Source organism: Bartonella gliris (assembly GCF_045277155.1).
Classification (GTDB): domain Bacteria; phylum Pseudomonadota; class Alphaproteobacteria; order Rhizobiales; family Rhizobiaceae; genus Bartonella; species Bartonella gliris.
Map to the genome: position 1 here is coordinate 51,843 of NZ_CP123962.1, position 25,728 is coordinate 77,570.

A 25,728-nucleotide genomic window follows, 5' to 3' on the forward strand; every position below is an offset into this window, starting at 1 on the left:
TTGTTACATCTTAAGGGGTTAAAAAGATTTCACGTTTTGATTGTGTAGTGATAGCTGTTGAACAAGTGATTACTGCTTTTATGCATTTTTTCCTTCATTGAAGGATGCCCATAAAAACCACGTGTGTTTTAAAATTTTACGGATATTGGGTTGTCTGAAAAGCTTATTATGAAAATGGCGATGGTTATAGATTCTTATTGATTTATGCTTATTGAAATAAAGTTGCTTCAAATTGGATCATATTGAATGTTTTTTGCCTAAATTTTTCCATTTTTAGACGATTTATGATTTTTTTGTATTTTTTTGCATAAAATATGATAAGTATTTCTTGTTGTTTAGAGCGTTTTATTCCATAGCAAGAATATTGCATCGACTATAGTTGATGTGACAGGACGATCAGGGAACCTCCTCCCCCCCCCCGCGTGGATCCCTTAGATTGTCTGGCCTGGCTGAGGGTTTCCTCAGTCAGGTTTTTTAGAATTTTTTATTAAATTTTAATGAATTATTACAAGGGGGTGTAAAGTGTAAACTTGTCTTTATAAAACAATAAGTGAAGAACATTAAGTTTAAGTTGTCATGGATTTTCAATGATTTAAGAGTTATTCTTTATTGAAACTTCGATGAGCAATTTGTGGGGCAAATGTGCTTTGTATATCATAATGTTTAGAGGAAGATAATGCAATTTTGCTGGCGTCGTGGTGTTCTCATTTTGTTTGTGTTTGTGGTTTTTGCAGCCAGTTTTTTGGTTTCTCGAAATCCTGCGGTTTATCAGTTTGTTTATCAGTTTTTGTTTAACCGCTCTTTTTCTTCTCAGCAGGTTGATATAACAGAGGATATGCTGTTGGAAAGATTGGCATTGTCTTTTCCTGATATTATAACCCAACTTTCTAAGATGAATCCTCAACAACAAAAGCAATTCATTGAGCAAGTACGTCGAGATACGATTGCTGCTGCTTCTGCTAGTGGACAGAGTGAAGAGCATGCACAGAAATTGGGTGACACTGTTGCTATGGCTATGTTAAAAGCGATTTCTCATCCTTCCATTAGTGATGCTTATTTTTAGTTATTTCTTTAAGAAGTTATGCGTTCACGGTTTATCTTAAAGGTGCTTTTCGGGGCGTGTTTGGAAGTGTATAGAAAGGTTGTGCCGCCATCTTTATTTGATATTACTGGGGAGGGATGGAGAATAAGAAAGCACTTGAAGTCTTCCTTTTTCTGCGGATTTCACGATATTTATTCGTTTTGTAATTTCTCAAGATCGGCAGGGGGGATGGTAGGGGAAAATTGTACCATACATGCAGGCAAAGTATTTGAATGGGTATGAGCAATATAAATTATTGTTCAGGTGGTGTTGAGGTTGTTTGTGCTGCCCCTTTAAGGATTTTACAAAAATGGGTAGAAGTTATTGTTAAAGTATGCTACACGATCAGAAATTAATGTGTTTGGTACATATTCGTAAGATTCTTATGGTTGTTTTTAGGAATGGCTTGTTTTGCATGAATTTTTTTCCTCAAGTCTTTTATCAGCCATTGTGAAGAGTTGATAACGGTTTCTATTCCTAGTGGGTATTTGCGGTATCGAGGGCGTTGTGTTAAAGGTCTTCCAGTCTGTGTCGCTTTTTTCGATCATGGAATTGACCTTAATGAGGGTTTTAATCTTTGTATGTGAAAAATGTTAGAGGCATTGGCATTTTTAATGCTGTTTTTTTCTGCTAAAATTTAGTTGTACTGCAGAGGTATCAGAAAGTGATAGAGTATATCACTTTTTAAATACACTAATTTAATACACTAAAAACGTCGTTATATTTTCTTTATTTTCAGATATCTTACGAAATACAAAAATATATAATTAGTAGGCTTAGCGATTTTCTTATAGTGCGAAAATTTATCTTGAAATTGTCTTAATATTTCCATTTTCAAGCCGCTCTTTGGTTTTTTTTCTATGTACAATGCACCCGTCAAGCCATTGCGGCTAGGATTTAAGAATGTCTGAATGAAGAGAAAGAAAATGCAATTTTTAAAAGTTCTTTTAAGTGCAGCATTTGCTGTATTTTTTATATTTGAGATAAGTTGGGCTCATACTGTATTGAATATTGCGGGGTCAAGTGAAGCTTCTGTGACGATTTCTTCGAAGATCCCTGTTCGTCCTTATGAGTCTCTTATTCAGAAAATTGCGAATAAGTATAATGTCCCCGTTAATTTGGCGCACGCTGTTGTGAGGGTTGAAAGTGATTATAAGGCAAGCATAAAGGGAGCTGCTGGCGAAATAGGCTTGATGCAAATTAAACCATCGACTGCGCGAGAGTTGGGCTTTAAAGGTTCTGTACAAGATCTTTATGATCCTGCGACCAATCTTGAATATGGTATGCGTTATTTAGCGCGGGCATATAAACTAAGTGGTGGCAATACGTGTGGCACAATCCTTAAATATAATGCAGGTCATGCTGCAAAAAAAATGAATTCCATTTCAGAAAAATATTGCTTAAAAGTGAAAACTTATTTGGCTTCATTAAAATAAAAATGCATTTTGAAGGTGATGCGTTTTTTTGATAAAAATTTTAAAATATCTTGAGAGAGCTATTTTTACTTGACGAAAAATGTTTTATAACTGATGTGTCAGTCGGCTGGGCAGCCGCGCTTGTCCAATATCTAAAGGTGGCAGGTGAGGAAAGTCCGGGCTCCATGGAAAAACGGTGCCGGGTAACACCCGGCGGGGGCGACCCTAGGGAAAGTGCCACAGAAAGTAAACCGCCTATTTTTATAGGTAAGGGTGAAAGGGTGGAGTAAGAGCCCACCGCGCATTCAGTAATGAGTGTGGCAAGGTAAACCCCACCGGGAGCAAGACCAAGTAGAAATGACGCGCAAGGATTTTAACTTGCAGCCGGTTTCCGGGCCAGTCATTCGGGTAGGTTGCATGAGGCGGATGGTAACATCCGTCCTAGATGAATGGTTGCCATGTAGAGTGTAAACTTTACCATACAGAACCCGGCTTACAGGCCGACTGATATTTCATAAATAGCGCGATATTTTACATAATTGATTATTGTGCACAATCCGCGTTGCACATGGGCTTTTCTATGGAGTGTGGTTTTTTGAAGTGTATACTCAAATAAAGAGTATTCTTTTAAATCATAACATTTCTTTAAGTATAATGCGTTAGGATGTGCATCGGGTTAACTTTAGCCTCATTTTCTTTCATTTGTTATAGGATAGAAATGGGAGATGAAGTTTTAGTTGCCGTGACATCAATTAGCTATTGATGGCTATTGATTTGAAAAAATTATAAATCAAGACGGATTATTTTGACAAAACAAGGTAACAGAGCTGAACGCCATATTCCAGTGTTGTTACAGCCAGTTTTAGCTGGGCTTGTACCATTGGATGGGGCAAAAATAATTGATGGCACCTTTGGTGCTGGTGGTTATACGCGTGCTTTGTTAAATGCGGGTGCGGAGGTTATTGCTCTTGATCGTGATCCTCATGCTATTCATGAAGGACAATCACTTGTTGATGAATTTTTTCCACGACTTCGTTTGATGCAAATGGAGTTTTCACAGTTGGATCGCGTCGTTGAAGAGAAGGTAGATGCCGTTATTTTGGATATTGGTGTCTCTTCAATGCAGCTTGATGAAGCTGAAAGGGGTTTTTCTTTTCAAAAAGATGGTCCATTAGATATGCGAATGGCTCAAACTGGTTTTACTGCTGGCGATGTTGTGAATCGTTTAAAAGTGGATGATTTAGCTCGAATCTTTAAAATATTAGGAGAAGAGCGCTATGCGGGACGAATTGCACGGATGATTGAAAAACGTCGCTGTGTTCAGCCTTTTTTGCGTACAGGTGATCTTGCTCATGCTATCGAGGAGCTGGTGGGACGTAAAAGCGGAGATCGTATTCATCCTGCAACCCGTGTATTTCAGGCTCTTCGCATTTATGTTAATGATGAAATTGGTGAACTTGCGCGTGGCTTATTTGCTGCTGAACGCGTTTTGAAACCAGGTGGTCGTTTGGGGGTTGTGAGTTTTCATTCTCTTGAAGATCGTATGGTCAAAAGATTTTTTTCTGCTCGTTCAGGAGAGAGTATGAGATCACGCCATTTCCCTGAAATAGAAACGGCTCCAGCAACATTTTTTCCTTTGTTTAAAGGTGGGATAACTGCAAGCAAAGAGGAAGTACAGCAAAATCCTCGTTCCCGTTCTGCGCGGTTGCGGATTGGTGTACGCACAGAGGCGGATAGCCTCATTGTAGATATGAAATTGTTTGGTTTAGCAGAGATTGCCAGTTTTGAAGGCAGCAAAAAATGACTGTTTTTCGTACATTTGATATAATTTTAGTGTTGATTATGATTTGTATGGCAGGACTTACTTACAAGGTAAAATATGATGTCCAAAAACGAATGAGTGAAGTCCGCCGTCTTGAAAGTGAAATTGCTGCAGAAAAAAATACGGTGAGTTTGCTTCACGCTGAGTGGGCTGTGATGATAGAGCCTTCACGCATGCAAAAACTTGCGAAACGTTATCAAAAAGAGCTTGGTTTAGAGATTATCCAACCTCGCCAAGTTGTGGAGTTTGAGGATATTCCAGTACGTGTATATGATCAAATTGAAGAAGTAATTAAACAAAATATCTTGGAGGAAGGTAAGGATATTTTGGCGAATAATCGTGCTTCTCAGGTGAATGGTGTTGTTCAAAAAGGCGTGCGGTGATGAAATCATACTTTTTATTTTCGCAGAAGAAAAAGCGCTTAAATAATCAGTTGGATGTTCATAATTTTCCCGTTCGTCGCCCGTATTCTAGTCGTATACGTCTTCTTTTTTCTTTACTCTGTTTTCTTGTTTTATATGGCGTTATGGGGATTTGTCTTATTTCTTATGGGCTTGAAGGTGGACAGATTGAAGAAGCAAAAGGGCCGGGAATTCTTCAATTGACGGCACGACCTGATATTATTGACCGTAATGGCCGTTTATTGGCAACAGATATTAAAACTTACTCGCTTTTTGCTGAACCACGACGTATCATTGATGTGGATGAAACAATTGAATTGCTCTCAACAGTTTTACCCGATCTCAATTGGCAGGAAACTTATAAACGCCTAAAAAGAAAGTCTAGTTTTTCTTGGATCCAACGCGGATTAACGCCAACGCAAAAGACGCAGATTATGGCTCTTGGTATTCCAGGGATTGGTTTTCGTACTGAAATTCGTCGATTTTATCCAAGTGGATCCGTGGTTTCGCATATTCTTGGCATGGTTAATGTTGATAATCAGGGCATAGCGGGTATGGAAAAATATATTGATGATGCTGGCTTGAGTGCTCTACGTGCTGCTGGCCTTGCAACTGAAACGTCATTAAAGCCAGTTCAGCTCTCAATAGATGTACGTATTCAGACAATTGTACATGACGAACTTATGAAGGCAATGAAGCGTTATAAAGCGATTGCTGCAGGAGCTGTTATTTTAAATATCCATACTAATGAAGTTCTTGCTATGGCATCTGTACCAGATTTTGATCCTGGAAATCCTGTTGATGCTTTGAAAAGTGATCGCTTGAATCGTATGACTGCTGGAACTTTTGAAATGGGATCTATCATTAAAAGTTTTACGACCGCGATGGCGCTTGATTCAGATATCTTTCATTTAAACAGTATTATTGATGCTTCAAAACCTTTGCAAGTAAGTGGAGGGTATACTATTCATGATTTCCATGGAAAGAATCGTCCCCTAAAATTATGGGAGGTTTTTATTTATTCCTCTAACATTGGTTCGGCTAAAGAGGCATTGGCTGTGGGGATTGATGGACATCGTGCTTTTTTGAAACGGCTTGGTTTACTTGATCAACTGACAACGGAATTGCCCGAAGTTGCACACCCAATTGTGCCACGTCATTGGAAGGATATCCATTCTATGACGATTTCTTTTGGACATGGTATGGCAACAACACCTCTGCAGACAGCAGTAGCTGCTGCTGCTTTAATGAATGGTGGTTTGTTGATTGCACCCACATTTTTAAAACGCACAAAAGAACAAGCTTTGAAGCATGCAAAACAAGTTCTGCACGCTAGAACGAGCCAAAATATGCGTTATCTTTATAAGTTAAATAGCGATATTGGTTCTGGACGTAATGCAAAAGTAGAAGGTTATCGGGTTGGTGGTAAGACAGGAACAGCTGAAAAAGTTGAAAATGGAAAATATTCTAAAACAAAAAATTTCAATAGTTTTCTTGCCGCTTTTCCTATCGAGAATCCTTCCTATGTTGTTTTAACAATTATCGATGAACCTAAGCCTGAAGATGGAAAACATGCAGCAACAGCAGGATTGAATGCTGGACCAATGCTTTCTAATATTGTTCGCCGCTCAGCTAGTTTTCTTGGAATAAAACCAGACTTTAAGAAAGAATATGAGCCTATTTTAAGTACAAAGAATAGTCCAGGTTTAGTTAAACAATGGTAAAATGGATATAAAGGTGCGTTGTCATGTTGTTTGGAACGGTTTTTACAGAATGTATTGAAGATGAATGTCTTGCTTCAATGGAAATAACAGGAATAAGTGCGGATTCTCGGCAAGTCTTACCAGGCTATGTTTTTGTAGCTGTTCAAGGACATAAAAGTGATGGGAGACAGTATATAAATGATGCACTAAAGCGTGGTGCACAAGCAATTGTTACAGACGTTACAGATTGTAATGTTGTTCTTGAGAATTTATCTGTTCCAGTTTTACGTGTTTATGATGTTCGTCATAGTTTAGCGATGGCAGCAGCACGATTTTACGGTTCTCAACCTGAAACTGTCGTAGCGGTGACAGGTACAAGTGGTAAAACATCAGTTGTCTCTTTTGTTCGGCAAATTTGGAAATATGCGGGGTTTTGTGCAGCGAGTATAGGGACAGTAGGTGTCGTATCTCCTAACCGGAATGATTCTGGTTCTCTTACAACACCTGATCCGGTAGCTTTGCAGCGCCTCCTTTATGAAATCTCCAATGAAGGTGTTACTCATGCAGCCCTTGAAGCATCTTCGCATGGGCTTGATCAAGGACGACTCGACGGGGTGCGTTTAACTGCTGGTGCCTTTACCAATTTAGGGCGTGATCATATGGATTATCACACGGATGTAGAGGATTATTTGCGTGCTAAAATGAGGCTCTTTGATGCGCTTTTGCCTCAAGATTTTCCTGCTCTGATTTTTGCGGATGATGTTTATTCGCAAAAGGTCATTGATACTATCACACAAGCACGTCGCCGTGTTTTAACAATTGGGCGTAAGGGGCAATTTATCACTATTAATCGTGTTGAACACCAGCGTTCGAAACAGTGTGTTGAATGTCGTGTAGAAAATAATATTTACACATTTAATTTGCCTCTAGCTGGAGATTTTCAAGTGACCAATGCGCTTATGGCGGCGGGATTAGCAATTGTAACAGGTGTGTCTCATGATAAGGTTTTTGCTTCGCTTGAAACTTTGCATGGAGCCCCTGGTCGATTAGAGTTGGTTGGAAAGACAGAAAATAATGCTCCTGTTTATATAGACTATGCGCATAAACCAGAGGCTTTAGAGCAGGTGTTGTTTTCTGTGCGTCCTTTTACACAGGGGCGTTTAATTCTTGTTTTTGGTTGTGGTGGTGATCGCGATCGGGGCAAAAGGCCTTTAATGGGAAAAATTGCAATCAATAGGGCTGATATTGTTATTGTAACTGATGATAATCCTCGTACTGAAGAACCTGAGAAAATTCGAAAAGATATTTTGCAAGCAGCGGTGGGGGCAATAGAAATAGCGGATCGTGGTGAAGCAATTTCTTACGCGGTGGGGCTTTTGCAAGCTGGAGACACATTAATCATTGCTGGAAAAGGTCATGAAAATGGTCAGATTATAGGGCAAAAAACATATCCTTTTTCAGATCGTTTGAAAGCGATTGAGGCTTTGCAGGAACGAAAGAGATGACAGTTTTATGGGATAAACAAGCACTCATTGCAGCGCTTGATGGTTTTGTAATTGGATGTTTACCAGAAACTTTTTCTGGAATTTCTATTGATAGCCGAACACTTATAGAAGGTGATATTTTTTTCTGTATTAAAGGGCATCATCTTGATGGTCATGATTTTGCTGCACAAGCTTATGCACGGGGTGCAGGCGTTCTTATCGTTGCGGAAAATCGTTTGGCTGATATGAAAAAAATATCCGCTCCACTGATTGTTGTTCCTGATGTTTTGCAAGCCTTAGAAAAACTTGCACAAGCTGCACGTAAGCGTTCAAAAGCTAAAATTATAGCAATAACGGGTTCTGTTGGAAAAACGACAACAAAAGAAGCTTTGAAACAAGTGCTTGCAACTGTTGGGAAGGTTCATGCGAATCTTGCTTCTTTAAACAATTGCTGGGGGGTTCCGCTTACTTTGGCACGGATGCCTGCAGAGTGTGAGTATGGCATCTTTGAAATTGGTATGAATCATAAAGATGAAATTCGCCCTCTGGTAAAGTTGGTTTGTCCGCATGTTGTTTTAGTTACGCATATTTCTGCTGGACATATGGGGTTTTTCAAGAATCTTGAAGGAATAGCAGATGCAAAAGCTGAAATTTTTGAAGGATTAGATGAGAAAGGTATTGCCATTTTAAATGCGGATAATGATTTTTTTTCTTATTTAGCCCAAAAAGCAAAGCAATTTGGTGTGAAAAAGATCTTAAGCTTTGGTGAGGCTGAAAATTCTGATTATCAAGGAAGGGACATACGTCTTCTAACAGATTCTTCTTCTATGATTGTACGTATTTTGGGGCAAGATAGGGTGATTACAATTGGTGCTCCCGGACGGCATATTGTACAAAATAGTTTAGGTGTTCTTGCGGTTTGTGATGTTATTGGTGTTGATTTTGCATGTGTTTCGCTTTCTTTGAGCCGTTTTTCTCTGCAAAAAGGGCGGGGAGTTCGTTATCAACTGTCTTTACCAAGTGGGGGCGAATTTCATTTAATTGATGAAAGCTATAATGCTAATCCTGCGTCTATGTGTGCTGCTCTTGATCTGCTTGCTACAGGCCCAGTGGGTGGGTGTGGTAGGCGAATTGCTGTTTTGGGTGATATGCTCGAGTTAGGAGCTTATAGTGAAAAACTCCATCGTGATTTGGTAAAGCCAATATGTCTTTCTGGTGCTAATCCAGTTTTTTTATTTGGTGAGGCAATGCAATTTTTAGCTACTGATTTGTCTTCTTCTGTTAAGGTTCATTATGCTGAAAATATTGAAAAAATTTTACCGCTTCTTTTTGCAGAAATTTCCAATGGGGATCTGCTTATGGTTAAATCATCCCGCGGTCTTAATTCTTCAGATATTGTGACTGCGTTTCTTGATCGCTATAAAGTGGTTGCTGTATAATTTTAAATAGGTTTTTTATATTATGATGCTGTTTTTTTCTTCGCTTAGTGATTGGTTTCCAGGTGTTAGTGTTTTTCGTTATATTACTTTTCGTACTATAGCAGCTATGCTCACATCTGGGCTTATTGTATTTTTGTTTGGTCCTAGCATCATTGCTTCTCTTAAATTGCGACAGGGAAAAGGGCAGCCAATTCGTGCTGATGGTCCTCAAACACATTTTAAAAAGGCTGGGACGCCTACTATGGGTGGTTTGATGATTTTAACAGGCACTCTGGTATCAGCGTTTTTATGGTGTAATTTAGCAAATATATATTTTTGGGTATCGTTATTCGTTATGCTTTCTTTTGGGGCAATTGGTTTTTATGATGATTACCTTAAGGTAACAAAACAAACGGAGAAAGGGTTTTCAGGTAAAGCACGATTAAGTTTGGAATTTTTAGTTGCAGTAATTGCTGCTTTTATGATCTTACAAGTTGGTTCGCCTGGATTGGCTTTGCCCTTCGTGAAAGACTATTTTATTAATTTAAGCTGGTTTTTCCTCCCTTTTTCTGCTTTTGTTATCGTAGGGACTGGTAATGCGGTTAATTTGACCGATGGTCTTGATGGGTTGGCTATCGTTCCGGTGATGGTTGCTGCTTTGTCTTTTGCTCTGATTGCTTACCTTTCTGGTAATATAAATTTTGCTGATTATCTACAAATTCATTATGTATCGGGGACGGGTGAACTGGCTGTTTTACTGGGAGCCGTTGTTGGTGCGGGGCTTGGCTTTTTATGGTTTAATGCACCGCCGGCAGCTATTTTTATGGGGGATACTGGTTCGTTGGCACTTGGAGGACTATTGGGGACTGTTGCTGTGGCAACAAAGCATGAAATTGTTTTGGCTCTTATTGGCGGGCTTTTTGTTTTGGAAGGATTCTCAGTCGTTATTCAAGTTGGTTATTTCAAATTAACAAAAAAGCGTGTGTTCCTTATGGCTCCAATCCACCATCATTTTGAGAAAAAAGGCTGGACTGAAAGCCAAGTCGTGATACGCTTTTGGATTATTTCGATTGTTCTTGCTTTGATTGGTCTTTCAACACTTAAATTGCGGTGAGAATGTGATTTCTGTTGCGTGTTATAAAGGTCAAAAAGTTGCTTTATTTGGATTAGGGCAGTCGGGATTAGCAGCGGCAAAAGCGTTGATGCGTGGCGGTGCAGAAGTGGTTGCGTGGGATGATAGTCCTTCAGGCGTACAAGCAGCTGGGAGGGAAGGTATTCCAACGAGAGATCTTCAATATGAGGATTGGACAGAATTTGTTGCATTGATTTTAGCACCTGGCGTTCCTTTAAATTATCCTAAGCCTCATTGGGTTGTTGAGAAAGCACGTCAAAAAGATATAGAAATTATCGGTGATATTGAGCTCTTTGTTCGTGCGCGTAATCATTTTTTACAGCAATATGGTTTTTGTGATTTCGATGTTCCGTTCATTGCTATTACGGGTACGAATGGAAAATCGACAACGACAGCCTTACTTACTCATTTGTTAGAACAAATGGGTTATGATGTACAGATGGGGGGAAATATTGGAACTGCAATATTAACCCTTAAGCCGTTTGTTAAAAAGCGTATTTATGTGATTGAATGTTCATCGTTTCAAATTGATCTCACACCCTCTCTTCAGCCGACTATTGGTCTTTTATTAAATCTAACGCCTGATCATATTGATCGTCACGGTAGCTTTGCTTATTATAGGCAAGCTAAAAGGCATTTAGTTGATAGGGCTTCTCATGCTTTTATTTCAGTTGATGATACAGCTTGTCAGTCCTTGTATCAACAATTGCTTTATGAAGGTCGTCAAGTCGAGGCAATTTCCAAGGAACATTTTGTTGAAAATGGTTTTTATGCGGAAGGCACGAAGCTCTTTTCTGTTCGCCAAGGGCAACGTTATATGCTTGCAGATCTCGCTTCTATGACTGCGTTACGTGGTAGCCATAACGTCCAAAATGCTCTTATGGTTTTAGCAACATTGCAAGCGTTAAAAATTACTGATCCGCATATAGAGAAATATTTAGCTAGTTATGAAGGATTGCCGCATCGTATGCAGCAGGTGCGTAAAATGGGGTCAGTTTTGTTTATTAATGATAGCAAGGCCACCAATGCAGATGCATCAGCTCCTGCACTTTCTACCTTTAATGATATTTTTTGGATTGTTGGAGGGCAGGCAAAAAAAGGTGGAATTAAGGCTCTTAGCGGATTTTTTCATAAAATTCGTAAAGCTTATTTGATTGGAACTGCGGCAGAAGAATTTGCTAGCGTTATTGGTTCTGCGTTTCCTTTTTCGATGAGCGACACTTTAGAAAATGCGGTGCATGAAGCAGCTACTGATGCAATGTGTTGCAAAGTGAAAGAGGCTGTGGTCCTCTTTTCACCCGCTTGTGCAAGTTATGATCAATTTAAGAATTATGAAATGCGTGGGGAAGCTTTTGTCTCTTTGGTTATGCAGTTAAAAGAACACGAATTATAAAAAATGATTTTGTGTTAACTCTCCGGAATCTTTTTCAGTGTATTTGTTCTCTTGAAGTGTTTGCCAAAACGGGGGTGCCATATCACTTGGAGTAGAATTATGAAAAGGATAAAGTGAATAAGATGTTTACTCGTGCAGACAGAGATCCAATTGCTAATTGGTGGTGGACAATTGATCGCTCTATCTTTTCTGCTTGTTTAATCTTAATGGGGATTGGCATTATGTTATCTTTTGCTGCTAGCCCCACTATTGCAAAAAAAATCGGGATTGCTGATAATTTTTATTTTGTTCGCTGGCATATCATTTTTAGTATTCCAGCATTTTTTACGATGGTTACGATTTCTTTTTTTTCGCTTCGTAATATTCGGCGTTTATGCGCTCTTTTGTTAATTGCAACACTTGGTCTTATGGTTGCAACCTTATTCTTTGGTCCAGAATTAAAGGGAGCGCGGCGGTGGATTGTTATATTTGGTCTTTCTGTTCAAGCTTCAGAGTTTATGAAGCCAGCTTTTGTGATTATGTCAGCTTGGCTTTTTTCAGAACAGGTACGGCGTAGGGGTATTCCTGGTTACACGTTAGCTACTGCACTTTATGCTCTTTGTTGTGTGCTTCTCGTTCTCCAGCCTGATATTGGTCAAACACTTTTAATCAGTGCAACATGGGGAGGGCTGTTTTTTGTTGCTGGTGTATCCCTTACCATTATTTTCTTGTTTCTCATTTTAGGCATTGTAGGAATTGTTTTAGCATATCTTTTCCTTCACCATGTGCGCGAACGTATCAATGGTTTTTTGACAGGTGAAGGCAATACCTTTCAAGTGGATGTAGGGCGTGAGGCTATTTTGAATGGTGGTTGGTTTGGACAAGGACCAGGCGAGGGAACGGTGAAACGTATCATTCCTGATAGCCATACAGATTTTGTGTTTTCAGTTGCTGCTGAAGAATATGGTATTATCCTCTGTCTCTTAATTATGATGCTTTTTGGTTTTATCGTCATGCGTTCATTGTATATAGCATTGAATACCCGCGATTCATTTATACGTCTCGGTATTACTGGTATAGCAATGATGATTGGTTTTCAATCAGCTATTAATATGGCAGTTAATCTTCATTTAATACCTCCAAAAGGTATGACCTTGCCGTTTATTTCTTATGGTGGTTCCTCTATGGTGGCAATTGCACTTTCAATGGGCATTTTGCTTAGTTTAACACGCCGCTGGCCAGAAGCACGCCTTTCAGCTTTTTCTTCTCCTACTATTTTGGATACTACTTATGACTCATAAAAAAGTTATTATTTTGGTGGCTGGGGGTACGGGTGGGCATCTTTTTCCTGCTGAAGCAGTCGCTGTTGAATTAAGGCGGCGTGGATATGATGTTCATTTGGTAACGGATGGAAGAGCACAATGTTTTGTCCGCTGTTTTGATGAAGAGCATGTTCATATAGTTTCATCGGCAACATTTACACGACGCAATCCTTTTGCGCTTATAAAAACAGTTTGGGCTTTGTTAAAGGGTATGGGCCAATCATTGGCGCTTTTTTATAAATTGCGTCCTGTTCTTGTTGGTGGGTTTGGCGGTTATCCTACTTTTCCTCCTCTTTTGGTTGCTGCTTTAACGCGGCGCATAACATTTATTCATGAACAAAATGCCATTATGGGGCGTGCTAATCGAGTTTTAGCAGCTTTTGTGCATGCGATAGCAGGTGGTTTGTTGCCACCAAATGGTGTTCATGCTCATAAAACGCTTCTTACAGGCAATCCTGTGCGTGAGGCTGTTCTTAAAGCTGCAGAAATTCCTTATTGTCCTTCCACTGGTGAAAAGCCATTTCATTTTTTAGTTTTTGGTGGTAGCCAAGGCGCTTCTTCTTTTTCGCGAATTGTTCCTGCAGCAATTGCTTTGCTGGATGAGAAGATACGTAAACGTTTGTGCATTGTTCAACAAGTTCGTGGTGACGCTGTAGAGTTGATAGAAACTTATCGCGATATGGGCTTGCAAGCAGAAGTTGCTTCTTTTTTTGATGATATGGCTGAACGTATGGCACATGCTCATTTTATTTTATCGCGTGCTGGTGCCTCATCCGTTTGTGAGATAGCTGTAATCGGTCGTCCCGCTCTATTGATTCCATATCCCCATGCTCTCGATCATGATCAAGCAGCAAATGCGGCACTACTTGCTGATGCAGGAGGTGCTCAAATTGTATCAGAAAAAGATTTGAACGCACAAAGACTTGCTTCTCTTTTAACAGAAGCTTGTTGTGTACCACACTTATTGGAAAAACAAGCGCTTGCTGCAAAAAAAGTTGGGCAACCTTATGCAACCAGTCGTCTTGCTGATATGGCTGAAGCGTTGATTGTGGGACGGTCGCTGTCAGATATAAAAGAGGAGTTTTTTGATGAAAATGCCGCTTAATATAGGCCTTATCCATTTTGTCGGAATTGGTGGGATTGGCATGAGTGGAATTGCGGAGGTTTTTCATAATCTTGGTTATAAAGTTCAAGGATCTGATCAAGTTGAGAGTGCAAATGTTGAACGTTTACGGAGAAAAGGAATTAACGTTCATATGGGGCATCATGCTGAGAATTTAGCAAACGTAGAGGTTGTTGTTCTTTCTACTGCTATAAAAAAAACAAATCCTGAATATATTGCTGCGAAAGAAAGACATTTACCGATTGTGAGACGTGCCGAAATGCTTGCTGAACTGATGCGTTTTCGCCGAGCAATTGCTGTTGGTGGTACGCATGGTAAAACAACGACTACATCAATGGTTGCAGCGCTTCTTGATGCCGGTAATTTTGATCCGATGGTCATTAATGGTGGTATTATCAATGCTTATGGTACGAATGCTCGTATGGGGGATGGCGATTGGATGGTCGTTGAAGCTGATGAAAGTGATGGTACTTTTTTAAAGTTGCCCGCTGATATCGCTGTTGTTACCAATATCGACCGTGAGCATTTAGACCATTACGGAAGTTTTGGTGCTGTGCGTGAAGCTTTTCGGCAATTTGTGGAGAATGTTCCTTTTTATGGTTTTGCTGTTTTGTGCCTTGATCATCCAGAGGTTCAATCGTTGGCTAGTCGTATTGATGATCGTTGGGTGATCACTTATGGCACAAATCCACAAGCTGATGTTCGTTTTCTTAATCTTTCTATGGATGGTCAAAAAACGCATTTTGATGTCTTCATTCGTTCGCGGAAAACAGGTAAAGAGACTAAATTGAAAAATTTAGTTTTGCCAATGGCTGGGCAGCACAATGTTGCTAATGCGACTGCGGCGATTGCTATTGCGCATGAACTTGGCATTCCAAATGAATTTATAAAAAAGGGCTTAGCAGAATTTGGTGGCGTAAAACGGCGTTTTACGCAAACAGGGAATTGGCGTGGTATTGAAATCTTTGATGATTATGGACATCATCCTGTTGAAATAAAGGCTGTTTTATGTGCAGCTCGGAAGAGTGCAAAAGGGCGTGTAATTGCGATTGCACAACCACATCGTTATTCACGTTTGTACAATTTATTTGATGATTTTGCTGCTTGTTTTAATGATGCAGATACAGTGTTGATTACACCAATTTATGCAGCTGGTGAAGAACCAATCGCTGGTTTTGGTGCGAGAGAATTGGTAGAACATATTAAAATGGCTGGACATCGTGATGTGCGTCTGATTCATTGTTTGGAAGATGTTGTTTCGATTGTCTCTACATTTGCTAAACCTGGTGATTATGTTGTTTTTCTCGGTGCTGGCAATATCACACAATGGGCTTGTGCTTTGCCTAACCAGTTGATGGTGCTTGATAAACAATGATGAATTTTCAACTGATTGATGGTGAAGCGCTGTTGGCGCAATTGCAACCAGTGTTGGCCGGCATAAAGGGCAAACTTACGCCTAATGTTGATATGCGGAAAATAACGTGGTTTCGCACTGGTGGGTTGGCTGAGCTTTTTTATCAACCTGCTGATGAGAAGGACTTAGCTTTCTTTCTTAAAATTCTGCCGGAATCTATTCCTATAACGATTGTGGGGATTGGTTCTAATCTTTTGGTGCGTGATGGGGGAATTCCTGGCGTTGTTATTCGTCTTCCGGCAAAAGGTTTTGGACAAATACAGCAAGTTTCTCCAAAGCGCTTTTTGGTTGGTGCTGCTACGGCAGATAAACATTTAGCAGCAGCAGCTTTAAAGGCTGAGATTGCAGGTTTTCATTTTTATCATGGTATTCCTGGTGGTCTTGGAGGAGCATTAAAAATGAATGCAGGGGCTAATGGTTTTGAGACAGCAGCGCGTGTTGTTGAGGTCTATGCACTTGATCGTAAGGGACAACGTCATATCTTGAGTTTGGCAGATATGCATTATTCTTATCGTCATTGTGGTATCCCTGAAGATTTTGTTTTTACTGCTGCTTTGTTGGAAGGGCAGTCAGGAAGTAGAGATGATATTCGTGCTGCTATGGATGAAGTTGCTCTTCATCGGGAAACAGTACAGCCTGTGCGTGAAAAGACAGGTGGATCAACTTTTCGAAATCCTGACAATACATCTGCGTGGCGCGTTATTGATGAAGCAGGGTGCCGTGGTTTACGAATTGGTGGTGCTCAAATGAGCGAAATGCACTGTAATTTTATGATTAATACAGGGCAAGCAACAGGCTATGATCTTGAGGCATTGGGAGAAACAGTGCGTGCTCGTGTTTTTGCTCACTCTGCCCATCTCTTACAGTGGGAAATACAGCGTATCGGTCAATTTGAGCAAGACCGTATTGTTCATTGTTTTGACCAGTTTAATTAATTTATTTAGTGCAATAAAAAATTGCAATAAAAAATTGAGTCATTTCAAAGAGATAATAAAAAAAATCCATTAAGAATCAACAAATTAACAAAGAATCTCTTGCGTCATGCGTCTGAGTCTGATTCATTATGAAAAATGCTAGGTTATTGATTCGCAAGGATAAATCCTAGTCTTTCCTTTATATGGTGTTAGTGATTTCTGTGTTGTCTATATATAGTATACAAAGGAGGGTGAGTGGTTTATGAAAGATGAGCATATAGCTGTGTTGATGGGGGGATTTTCTTCTGAGCGGTCTGTAAGTTTGTCTTCAGGTGCTGCGTGTGCTGATGTTCTTGAAGCGCAGGGGTATCGTGTGAGTCGCGTGGATGTTGATGGTCATATTGCTTCTGTTCTTGAGCAGTTGCAGCCTGATATCGCTTTCAATGCATTGCATGGGCCGTTCGGTGAAGATGGTTGTGTTCAGGGTATTCTTGAATATTTGAAAATTCCCTATACGCATTCTGGAGTGTTGGCATCCGCATTGGCAATGGATAAAGGGCGCGCAAAAATTGTTGTTGCGAGCGTTGGTGTTTCTGTTGCTCCTTCTTGTGTTATGAGTCGCTTTGATGTTGGGCGAGTGCATCCTATGGAGCCTCCTTATGTGATTAAGCCTGTGTGTGAAGGATCAAGTTTTGGTGTCGTTATTGTGAATGCAAATGAATCCCTGCCACCGCGAAATGTTGTGGGGGCTGAGTGGGGTTATGCAGAAAAAGTCATTGTTGAAAAATATATTCCTGGTCGTGAGCTTACTTGTGCTGTTTTGGGAAATGAGGTCTTGGATGTCTGTGAAATTCTCCCCGATCAGTGTTTTCAATTCTATGATTATGACTCAAAATATAAATCTGGTGGCTCTCTTCATGTTTGTCCTGCACAACTTTCATCAAATATTTACCAAAATGTGCAAAGAATGTCTTTAGCAGCACATCAGGCGATAGGTTGTCGGGGTGTTAGTCGTTCTGATTTTCGTTTTGATGAGGAAACGGGAGAATTGGTTTGGCTTGAAATTAATACGCAGCCGGGTATGACACCAACTTCTCTTTTTCCTGATATTGCAAAAGCGAGTGGTCGTACTTACGGCGATATTGTTCAGTGGATGGTGGAGGACGCGTCGTGTATGCGTTGAATGTTGATAAAACAAGTATTCCAATGGTGCACTCAGTGCCGGTTTTGCCACGCCTTTATCGTCGTTTTCTCCGGTTTATGTTTGAGTTTGTTTTTACTAGTGTTCATGTTCCTCGCCATTTTGGTTCTTTTGCGGTTTTGTTTTTCTTCTTTGTTACGGTGCTTTACGGGCTTTCATTAAATGGTCGTCTGGAAATGATCGTGAGGACTGCAATATCAGATGTTGGTTTTGTGGTTACCGATGTCGATATAAGTGGCAATAAGCGTGTGGTAAAACAAGAAGTTTTGAAGATTTTAGGACTTGATGTTTTTCCATCAATATTTGGTTTTGATGTTGATAGGGCGCGTTCTCTTTTGGAACAGCAAGCTTGGATACAATCGGCTTATGTTCAGAAGATTTATCCCAACAGAGTGCGTATTCACGTTGAGGAACGTGAACCGTATGCAATTTGGCAGCATGATGGCATGATGGATGTTGTCGATAGTACAGGTCGCGTCATTGTCCCTTTTCAAGGAGGGATAGTTCAGGATTTGCCGCTTGTAGTTGGGCAGGGGGCACAAAATGCTGCTAAAATGTTTATTCAAGCGCTTTCGGTATATCCGCAGTTATATGATCATGTTCGCGCTTATATACGCGTAGGTGATCGGCGTTGGGATCTTGTTTTGGATAATGGAGTGTGCATTATGTTGCCTGAAAATGGTCCATTTGAAAGGCTTTCTTCTCTTATTGAGACAGGTGTTGTGCAAGATCTTTTTTCTCGCGATATCTTGCGTGTTGATTTACGTCTTTCTGATCGCATTACAGTTTCTTTGTCGGATGAGGCGTTGGAACGTCATCGTGCTGTTGTGGCGGAAAAAGAACGCGTTTTACAAGCGCGAAAGGCAGGTAACCTATGATGTTGCTCAGATCACATCATGGAGGGGGGCGTAAAACACGTTTCTTGACGGTTCTTGATGTCGGATCAAGTAAGATTGTCTGTCTTATTGCTTGCTTGCGTCCTTTGAAGCATATGCACTATTTGCATGGTCGTACGCACTCTATGGAAATTTTAGGCTTTGGAGTGCAGCGTTCACGCGGTATCAAATCTGGTGTTGTGATGGATATGTTTGCAGCAGAGCAATCAATCCGGTTGGCTGTTGATGCAGCAGAAAAAATGGCCGGTTTGGTGGTTGATTCAGTGATTGTAAACTTTTCTTCAAGTCGGTTACAAAGTGCTCTTATCAATGGCATGGTACGTTTGAATGGTCGTGAAGTGACCAAGCGTGATGTGCGTGTAGCATTTGCAGATGTTTCGCGCAAAGCTTTTGATGCTGAGCGCCATGTCGTGCATTCAGTTCCGGTTTCTTATGTACTGGATGGAGATAAAGGAATTTCTGATCCTATCGGAATGACAGGGGAATTATTTGGTGTGGATGTGCATGTTGTAACAGCTGAAACTGCATCTTTACGTAATTTAGAAGCTTGCATTAATCGTGCACATTTGAGTGTCGAAGCAATGGTTGCAACTCCCTTTGCAAGTGGTCTTGCTGTTTTGATGAATGATGAGGCACATTTAGGAGCAGCGTGTATTGATTTTGGTGGTGGAACAACAACGTTTTCAGTGTTTTCTGAGGGGAAATTTGTCCATGCGGATGCACTTGCTGTTGGTGGACATCACGTGACTCTTGATGTTGCGCGTGGATTCTCTATGTCTATCGAAGCGGCAGAACGTTTAAAGGTTGTTTATGGCTCGGCGCTTCTGACAAGTGCTGATGAGCACCATATGATTAATGTGGCGGAAATTGGCAGCGAGCATCGTGAAATCCAATATCCACGTGCTGTTCTTGGTCGTATCATTCGTGCACGTATTGAAGAAATATTAGAGATGGTGCGTGATTGTCTGAATCGTTCTGGTTTTGGTCACATTATTGGTAAGCGTGTTATTTTGACTGGGGGGGCAAGCCAGTTAACGGGGTTGCCAGAGATGGCACGCACTATACTGGGAAGAAATGTTCGTATAGGGCGGCCTTTAGGTATTTCGAGGCTTCCTTCTCTTGCAAAAGGGGCGGCATTTACATCTGCTGTTGGATTGTTAATTTATCCGCAATTGGTGGGTTTCGAAGAAAAAACAGTACAGGCTGCAGTGAATCATTTATCGACGGGCACGCGTGGGTATTTTCAGCGTGTTGGTCAGTGGTTGCGTGAGAGTTTTTAAGTAAGGGTCTATTGAGGTAAAGTTAATTTTCATCGCTTTGGCTTGCGATGTCTTATGAGAAGGAAAAGAAAATGACGATTAATCTGCATCGGCCAGATATCGCGGAATTGAAGCCACGCATTACCGTTTTTGGTGTTGGCGGTGGTGGCGGGAATGCCGTGAATAATATGATTAATGCTGGTCTTCAGGGAGTTGATTTTGTTGTTGCTAATACGGATGCACAGGCTTTGGCTATGTCAAAGGCTGAACGTGTTATCCAGCTTGGTGCAGCAGTGACAGAAGGTTTAGGTGCTGGCGCTTTGCCCGAAGTTGGACAAGCAGCTGCTGAGGAATGTATTGATGAAATTATCGACCATCTCGCAGATTCCCATATGGTTTTCATTACTGCTGGTATGGGGGGAGGAACCGGAACAGGGGCAGCGCCTGTTGTTGCTCGCGCCGCTCGTGAAAAAGGTATTTTGACTGTTGGTGTTGTAACAAAGCCATTTCAGTTTGAAGGTGCTCGTCGTATGAAAACGGCAGAGGCTGGTATCGAAGAATTACAAAAGTCTGTTGATACATTGATTGTTATTCCCAATCAGAATCTTTTCCGTATTGCGGATGAAAAAACAACATTTGCTGATGCTTTTGCTATGGCTGATCAAGTGCTTTACTCTGGTGTTGCTTCCATTACAGACTTAATGATTAAAGAAGGACTCATTAATCTTGATTTTGCTGATGTTCGTTCTGTTATGCACGAAATGGGCCGTGCGATGATGGGAACTGGTGAGGCATCTGGTGAAGGGCGTGCTTTGGCTGCTGCTGAAGCTGCTATTGCGAACCCGCTGTTGGATGATACTTCTATGCGTGGTGCTCGTGGCTTACTCATTTCCATTACTGGTGGTCGTGATATGACGCTCTTTGAAGTGGATGAAGCAGCTAATCGTATTCGCGAAGAAGTTGATGCTGATGCAAATGTTATCTTTGGTGCCATTGATGATGAGTCACTCGAGGGAGTTATTCGTGTTTCGGTGGTTGCAACGGGGATCGATCGTGAGATTAGTGATGTGGTTCAACCTTCTCATCCGCAACTTCAGAGACATGCAAGTGCAACTCGTAAGAATGATCCTGGAATGCAGCAGACTTCTTTTCATCCTCAGTCATCACCACCGTTGCGTTCTGAGGCAATGGTAGAAGTGATAGAAGCTCTTGAAATAGAAAAGGGGAAATCGGTTGGAGAGCAATTCCGTCCTAAAAGTCAAATTTTTGCACAGCCTGCAGATGCTGTTGCTGCACGAAGTGCTAATGCTGCTCCTTATGGGTCAAGTGTTGTACATGGGCAGATATCAAAAGCGCCGCGTATGCAAATTAACCGTGGTTCGCAGCACGCTATGTCCGCACCAGTGAGTATGGAGGCGACGGCGCATGTTCTTGATGAGATGACAGGGGTTGTGAAGCAGAAAGAGAAGCAAATACAACAAAAGCAAATACAACAGATGCAGGCTCGTTCCGCACCGATGCGTATGCCTGAATTAAAGGATTTTCCTCCTGTTGCTCATGGTCAAAGTGGAAGAGTATCTGCTTCTGATCAAGGACCGCGTAATCTCTGGCAACGCTTGAAACAGAGCTTAACACATCGTGAGGAAGCTGAACCAGAGGCTCGGCTAGAGCCCGCTGTGAGATCTTCTCAACAGCAAGAAGGGCATGTTTATAATAAAAATTCTCAGGCTCTTTCTCAGGATGCTTCTGTTTATGTTCCACGTCGTTCTGGTGAGTTACATCCCCATGTCCCGCAAGATCAACGTACTTTTATCAGTGAAGAAGATCAGTTGGAAATACCAGCGTTTTTACGTCGTCAGGCAAATTAATTGGCAAAAAGATGAGAAAGAGGGGGGGGTGACACTTATCTTCTATGCTCAGTAAAAACTTTGTACAGTAAAATGTCTACGTTTTTTGGGAGAGATACTCTGTTTTCTATAACCCCGCTTATAATAAGCGGGGTTATTATTTGCTATGGATATAGTTTCTATGGTTTTATAAGTATTTTAAAAGGGCGTAAAAAATTACTCAGTGAAGTGACATGATGAAGCTGGCGCAAAAATATCAGTCCACTCTAAAAAAAGCAGTGACATTTAAAGGCTACGGTGTTCACAGTGGGTGTTTGTCTGTGGTCAAAATTTGTCCAGCCAATGTGGGGTGTGGTATTGTTTTTAAGCGTTGTGGCGAGGATGGAACAGAGCAAATATTTCAAGCGCATGCATCGCAAATAGGAGCCACTGAATTATCAACAGTGCTTGGACATGGGAAGTCCAGAATTGAAACAGTTGAGCATTTGATGGCTGCGATTGCAGCTTATAATTTGGATAATCTTGTTGTTGAAGTTTTGGGTAATGAGATACCTATTTTGGATGGTTCCTCATGGCAGTATTGTCAAGGATTTGAAGAAGTTGGTATTGTACAGCAAGATGCATTGCGTTGCTATTTTATTATAAGAAAGCCGCTGCGGGTTGAAGTAGGTAGTGGTATGGCAGAGTTTTTGCCATTTGATGGGCGCCGTTTTGATGTAACAATCTCTTTTTCTTCTCCTGCTATTGGTAAACAAAATTTAAATTTTGATCTTACCACACAAGGGTTTAAAGATGATTTGTCGCGTGCGCGTACTTTTGGTTTTGTCAAAGACGTGGAAAAATTACGGGCTTCTGGAAAGGGATTAGGTGCTTCTTTAGAAAATGCTCTGATTATCGGCCTTGATGACCAAATCATGAATCCAGAAGGTCCTTATTGGCAGAATGAATTTGTTCGACACAAAATGCTTGATGCAATTGGTGATACTGCTTTGCTTGGGGCTCCTTTTATTGGATTGTTTCGTTCATATCGTAGTGGGCATAGAATTAATGCGCAATTGGTGAAAGCTATTTTAGCAGACGAATCATATTACGAAAAAAGTCATTTATAGGGAAAGTCAAAGAAAAATTGGAAAGATTTTATTGCAGTTTATTTGATTTTTAAGGGGATGATTGACCTAAGCCATTAAATTGGTTAGTGGATTTTAAAGCGATATGGTATAAAAATTTTTAATTAATAATTTTTGCTACAAGGTGACATTTTCTGGAGGCCGAAAAAACTATGACAAAATCTCATACATGTATTGGAAATATGGCAGATAGGAAATCTAACGTTGTACGCAAACTATTCAGAGTGGTACTTTTGGGCGGAACCTGTTTGTTAGCAGGTTGTTTGTTCAAGGAGAAAAATACCCTAGATCCATCTGCATATGTTTTAAAAATGGATCCTCCAGATGTTTTATATAACCAAGCACTTGCTAACCTTGATAGTGGGCGACTTAAGGAAGCGTCTAAAAAGTTTCTTACGATTGAAAAACAGTATGCTTATACTGATTGGGGGCGTAAATCTTTAGTGATGGGCGCTTTTACAAATTATCGACTCGGGAAGTATGATGATTCAATTAGTATGGCTCAGCGTTATATTACCCTTTATCCAGGCGCAGATGATTCGGCTTATGCTTATTATATTATTGGTCTTTCTTCTTTCCGTCGGATCCCTGATGTTACACGTGATCAACGTGATACTAAGCGTGCTGTTGCTGCTATGCAGCTTCTCGTGGAACGCTATCCACAATCTGAGTACGTCCAAGATGCTAAAGCTAAAATACGTTTTGGGCGCGAGCAGCTGGCTGGTAAAGAGATGCAGGTTGGTCGTTATTATGAAGAAGGTCGGCGCTATCTTGCTGCAAGTAGAAGATTCCGTACAGTGGTTGAAGAGTACTCCGATACAAATCAAATTGAGGAAGCACTTTTTCGTTTGACGGAGGTTAATCTCGCTCTTGGCTTAATTTCTGAAGCGCAGACAGCAGCAGCTATTTTAGGGCGCAATTATCCCAAAAGTGAATGGTATAAGTTTTCTTACAATTTACTGCAGAAGAATAGTGTATCGCCACAGGAGCATAGATCTTCTTGGATTTCACATGCTTTAAGTGGTGATAAGAAGAGGGCACATTGATTCTCTATGCTGATACAGCTTTCGATTCATAATATTGTTTTGATCGAAACGCTCGATATTCATTTTACGGCGGGCTTATCAGTTTTAACTGGAGAAACCGGCGCGGGGAAGTCTATCCTCCTTGATGCTTTATCGTTGGCTCTTGGAGGGCGGGGTGATGCTTCACTTGTGCGTCATGGTGCTGCCCACGGGCAGGTGACAGCTGTTTTTGATGTGCCTGTTTCACATCCCGCGCGCCAACTTATCCGTGCAAATGGTTTTGATGATGAAGGCGATATTATTTTACGGCGTGTGCAATCAAGTGATGGTCGTAGCCGCGTCTTTATCAATGATCAGGTGGCGAGTGTCGCATTGATGCGTAATGTTGGACGTCAGTTGGTTGAAATCCATGGACAGCATGATGATCGCGCACTTGTGGATGTTGCTACGCATCGTCAATTATTAGATGCCTTTGGTGGGCTTGAGGGTGAAATGGAGAATTTGCGTCATTGCTATCAAACATGGCGTGAATTTGAGGAGCGTTTGCAACAACAACAGATTAAAGTAGAAGATGCTGTGCGTGAGGCTGATTATCTTCGTGCGTGTGTGGAAGAGCTTGAAAAGCTTGATTTTCAAGTTGGTGAGGAAGATGCTCTCTCTCTTCGTCGTGCGGATATGCTTAAATTAGAAAAAATAGCGACAGATATTAAGGAAGCTGATGATATTTTAAGTGGTCCGAAATCGCCAATTCCTGTTCTTTCCAATTTGGTAAGGCGTTTGGAGCGAAAAATCCCTGAGGCGCAAGAACTTATTACACCTGTGGTGAAATCCATTGATGATGCATTGCATGCACTTGCAACAGCACAAGAAGGCATCGAAGTGGCAATGCAGGCGTTGGATTTTGATCCTAGTGAATTGGAACGGATAGAAGAGCGTCTTTTTGCTCTTCGTGGTTTTATGCGCAAATACCAGGTTTCCGCCGATGAATTAGCCCAGTTGCGTGATAAAATGGAGGCTGAGCTTGCTGATTTTGAGGACGCTCAAGCCACATTGAAGTATTTCGAAGAAAAGGCACGGGAAGCACAAAAAAATTATGATATATTAGCGCAAGCGTTGTCAATGAAGCGTCGAGAAGCAGCAAATCACTTATCTGAAAGCGTTATGGCTGAGTTACCGGCATTGAAATTGGAAAAGGCACAGTTTATCGTTGAAATGCAAAGCGATGCTGAAAAACGCAGCGCAGAGGGTATAGATCGTGTTGAATATTGGGTTCAAACAAATCCTGGAACACGAGCGGGACCAATGTTAAGTGTGGCTTCTGGTGGTGAACTGTCTCGTTTTTTATTGGCATTAAAGGTTGTCTTATCTGATCGCGGATCAGCTCCTACATTGATTTTTGATGAAATTGATACGGGAGTGGGTGGAGCTGTAGCAGCTGCCATTGGGCAGAGGTTGCAGCGTTTATCAGAAAGTGTTCAGGTTTTTGCTATTACCCATGCGCCGCAGATAGCATCCAAAGCACACAGTCATTTTCTTATTTCAAAGGTTGAAAGTGAAGATAAAGGCCGCTTTGTTACGGGTATCCATAAAATGGAGGAGCATGAGCGTGCAGAGGAAATTGCACGTATGTTAGCAGGGGAACAGATTACTAAAGAGGCACGTGCAGCTGCTCAAAAGCTTCTTGCGTAGATATAATTGATAAGCAATATTTTATCGCTTATCAATTATATCATTGGCAAATATGTGTTCTTTTAGATTCTCTTCGTGACAAA

The 25,728-nt window shown here is 40.9% G+C and carries 19 protein-coding genes, 1 other RNA gene and 1 pseudogene; all 21 read left to right on the forward strand.

Going from position 1 to position 25,728, the window contains the following annotated elements; translation table 11 throughout:
• Positions 1-676 precede the first annotated feature (676 nt).
• Entirely contained in the window at positions 677-1,063 is a 387-nt protein-coding gene (locus tag QHG54_RS00185) for a hypothetical protein (protein ID WP_406604221.1), read from the forward strand.
• A 944-nt stretch (positions 1,064-2,007) separates the two neighbouring features.
• On the forward strand, positions 2,008-2,517 hold the full coding sequence (locus QHG54_RS00190) for a transglycosylase SLT domain-containing protein (protein ID WP_317993493.1): 510 nt from the start codon (positions 2,008-2,010) through the stop codon (positions 2,515-2,517).
• 98 nt (positions 2,518-2,615) lie between these two features.
• Positions 2,616-3,008, forward strand: an RNA gene (rnpB, locus tag QHG54_RS00195) — RNase P RNA component class A.
• A 293-nt stretch (positions 3,009-3,301) separates the two neighbouring features.
• Positions 3,302-4,300 (forward strand): 16S rRNA (cytosine(1402)-N(4))-methyltransferase RsmH, encoded by a 999-nt coding sequence (gene rsmH, locus QHG54_RS00200; RefSeq protein ID WP_317993492.1) that lies wholly within the window; start codon positions 3,302-3,304, stop codon positions 4,298-4,300.
• Entirely contained in the window at positions 4,297-4,701 is a 405-nt protein-coding gene (locus QHG54_RS00205) for a hypothetical protein (RefSeq protein WP_317993491.1), read from the forward strand. The genes rsmH and QHG54_RS00205 overlap by 4 nt, the downstream gene beginning before the upstream one ends.
• Positions 4,701-6,443: a penicillin-binding protein 2 gene (locus QHG54_RS00210; protein ID WP_317993490.1), complete on the forward strand. Its 1,743-nt coding sequence runs from the start codon at positions 4,701-4,703 to the stop codon at positions 6,441-6,443. Before QHG54_RS00205 ends, QHG54_RS00210 begins: the two co-directional genes overlap by 1 nt.
• Positions 6,444-6,466: 23 nt before the next feature.
• Positions 6,467-7,927 carry a UDP-N-acetylmuramoyl-L-alanyl-D-glutamate--2,6-diaminopimelate ligase gene (locus QHG54_RS00215; protein ID WP_317993489.1) on the forward strand — a complete coding sequence of 487 codons (1,461 nt, stop codon included), beginning with the start codon at positions 6,467-6,469 and terminating at the stop codon, positions 7,925-7,927.
• Complete coding sequence (locus QHG54_RS00220; protein WP_317993488.1) at positions 7,924-9,345, forward strand: UDP-N-acetylmuramoylalanyl-D-glutamyl-2,6-diaminopimelate--D-alanyl-D-alanine ligase; 1,422 nt, start codon at positions 7,924-7,926, stop codon at positions 9,343-9,345. Before QHG54_RS00215 ends, QHG54_RS00220 begins: the two co-directional genes overlap by 4 nt.
• A gap of 22 nt (positions 9,346-9,367) precedes the next feature.
• Positions 9,368-10,438, forward strand: coding sequence for a phospho-N-acetylmuramoyl-pentapeptide-transferase (gene mraY, locus QHG54_RS00225; RefSeq protein ID WP_317993487.1), 1,071 nt, complete (start codon positions 9,368-9,370; stop codon positions 10,436-10,438).
• A gap of 4 nt (positions 10,439-10,442) precedes the next feature.
• Positions 10,443-11,849: a UDP-N-acetylmuramoyl-L-alanine--D-glutamate ligase gene (gene murD, locus QHG54_RS00230; protein WP_317993486.1), complete on the forward strand. Its 1,407-nt coding sequence runs from the start codon at positions 10,443-10,445 to the stop codon at positions 11,847-11,849.
• Between the two features lie 122 nt (positions 11,850-11,971).
• On the forward strand, positions 11,972-13,129 hold the full coding sequence (locus QHG54_RS00235; protein ID WP_317993485.1) for a putative peptidoglycan glycosyltransferase FtsW: 1,158 nt from the start codon (positions 11,972-11,974) through the stop codon (positions 13,127-13,129).
• Entirely contained in the window at positions 13,119-14,255 is a 1,137-nt protein-coding gene (murG, locus tag QHG54_RS00240; RefSeq protein ID WP_317993484.1) for an undecaprenyldiphospho-muramoylpentapeptide beta-N-acetylglucosaminyltransferase, read from the forward strand. Before QHG54_RS00235 ends, murG begins: the two co-directional genes overlap by 11 nt.
• Positions 14,239-15,667: pseudogene (gene murC, locus QHG54_RS00245) on the forward strand (UDP-N-acetylmuramate--L-alanine ligase). Before murG ends, murC begins: the two are co-directional and overlap by 17 nt.
• On the forward strand, positions 15,645-16,622 hold the full coding sequence (murB, locus tag QHG54_RS00250) for a UDP-N-acetylmuramate dehydrogenase (RefSeq protein WP_317993483.1): 978 nt from the start codon (positions 15,645-15,647) through the stop codon (positions 16,620-16,622). Before murC ends, murB begins: the two are co-directional and overlap by 23 nt.
• 241 nt (positions 16,623-16,863) lie before the next feature.
• The gene (locus QHG54_RS00255) at positions 16,864-17,784 is read left to right on the forward strand and encodes a D-alanine--D-alanine ligase (protein ID WP_317993482.1); all 921 of its coding nucleotides are present in this window, start codon (positions 16,864-16,866) and stop codon (positions 17,782-17,784) included.
• Positions 17,772-18,680, forward strand: coding sequence for a cell division protein FtsQ/DivIB (locus QHG54_RS00260; protein WP_406604222.1), 909 nt, complete (start codon positions 17,772-17,774; stop codon positions 18,678-18,680). The genes QHG54_RS00255 and QHG54_RS00260 overlap by 13 nt, the downstream gene beginning before the upstream one ends.
• Positions 18,677-19,978, forward strand: coding sequence for a cell division protein FtsA (ftsA, locus tag QHG54_RS00265; protein WP_406604223.1), 1,302 nt, complete (start codon positions 18,677-18,679; stop codon positions 19,976-19,978). The genes QHG54_RS00260 and ftsA overlap by 4 nt, the downstream gene beginning before the upstream one ends.
• 71 nt (positions 19,979-20,049) lie before the next feature.
• Positions 20,050-21,825: a cell division protein FtsZ gene (gene ftsZ, locus QHG54_RS00270; RefSeq protein WP_317993479.1), complete on the forward strand. Its 1,776-nt coding sequence runs from the start codon at positions 20,050-20,052 to the stop codon at positions 21,823-21,825.
• A gap of 212 nt (positions 21,826-22,037) precedes the next feature.
• Positions 22,038-22,913: a UDP-3-O-acyl-N-acetylglucosamine deacetylase gene (gene lpxC / locus QHG54_RS00275; protein WP_317993478.1), complete on the forward strand. Its 876-nt coding sequence runs from the start codon at positions 22,038-22,040 to the stop codon at positions 22,911-22,913.
• Positions 22,914-23,083: 170 nt separating this feature from the next.
• Positions 23,084-23,977 carry an outer membrane protein assembly factor BamD gene (locus QHG54_RS00280; protein WP_317993477.1) on the forward strand — a complete coding sequence of 298 codons (894 nt, stop codon included), beginning with the start codon at positions 23,084-23,086 and terminating at the stop codon, positions 23,975-23,977.
• A gap of 6 nt (positions 23,978-23,983) precedes the next feature.
• On the forward strand, positions 23,984-25,645 hold the full coding sequence (gene recN / locus QHG54_RS00285; protein WP_317993476.1) for a DNA repair protein RecN: 1,662 nt from the start codon (positions 23,984-23,986) through the stop codon (positions 25,643-25,645).
• Positions 25,646-25,728: the final 83 nt, after the last annotated feature.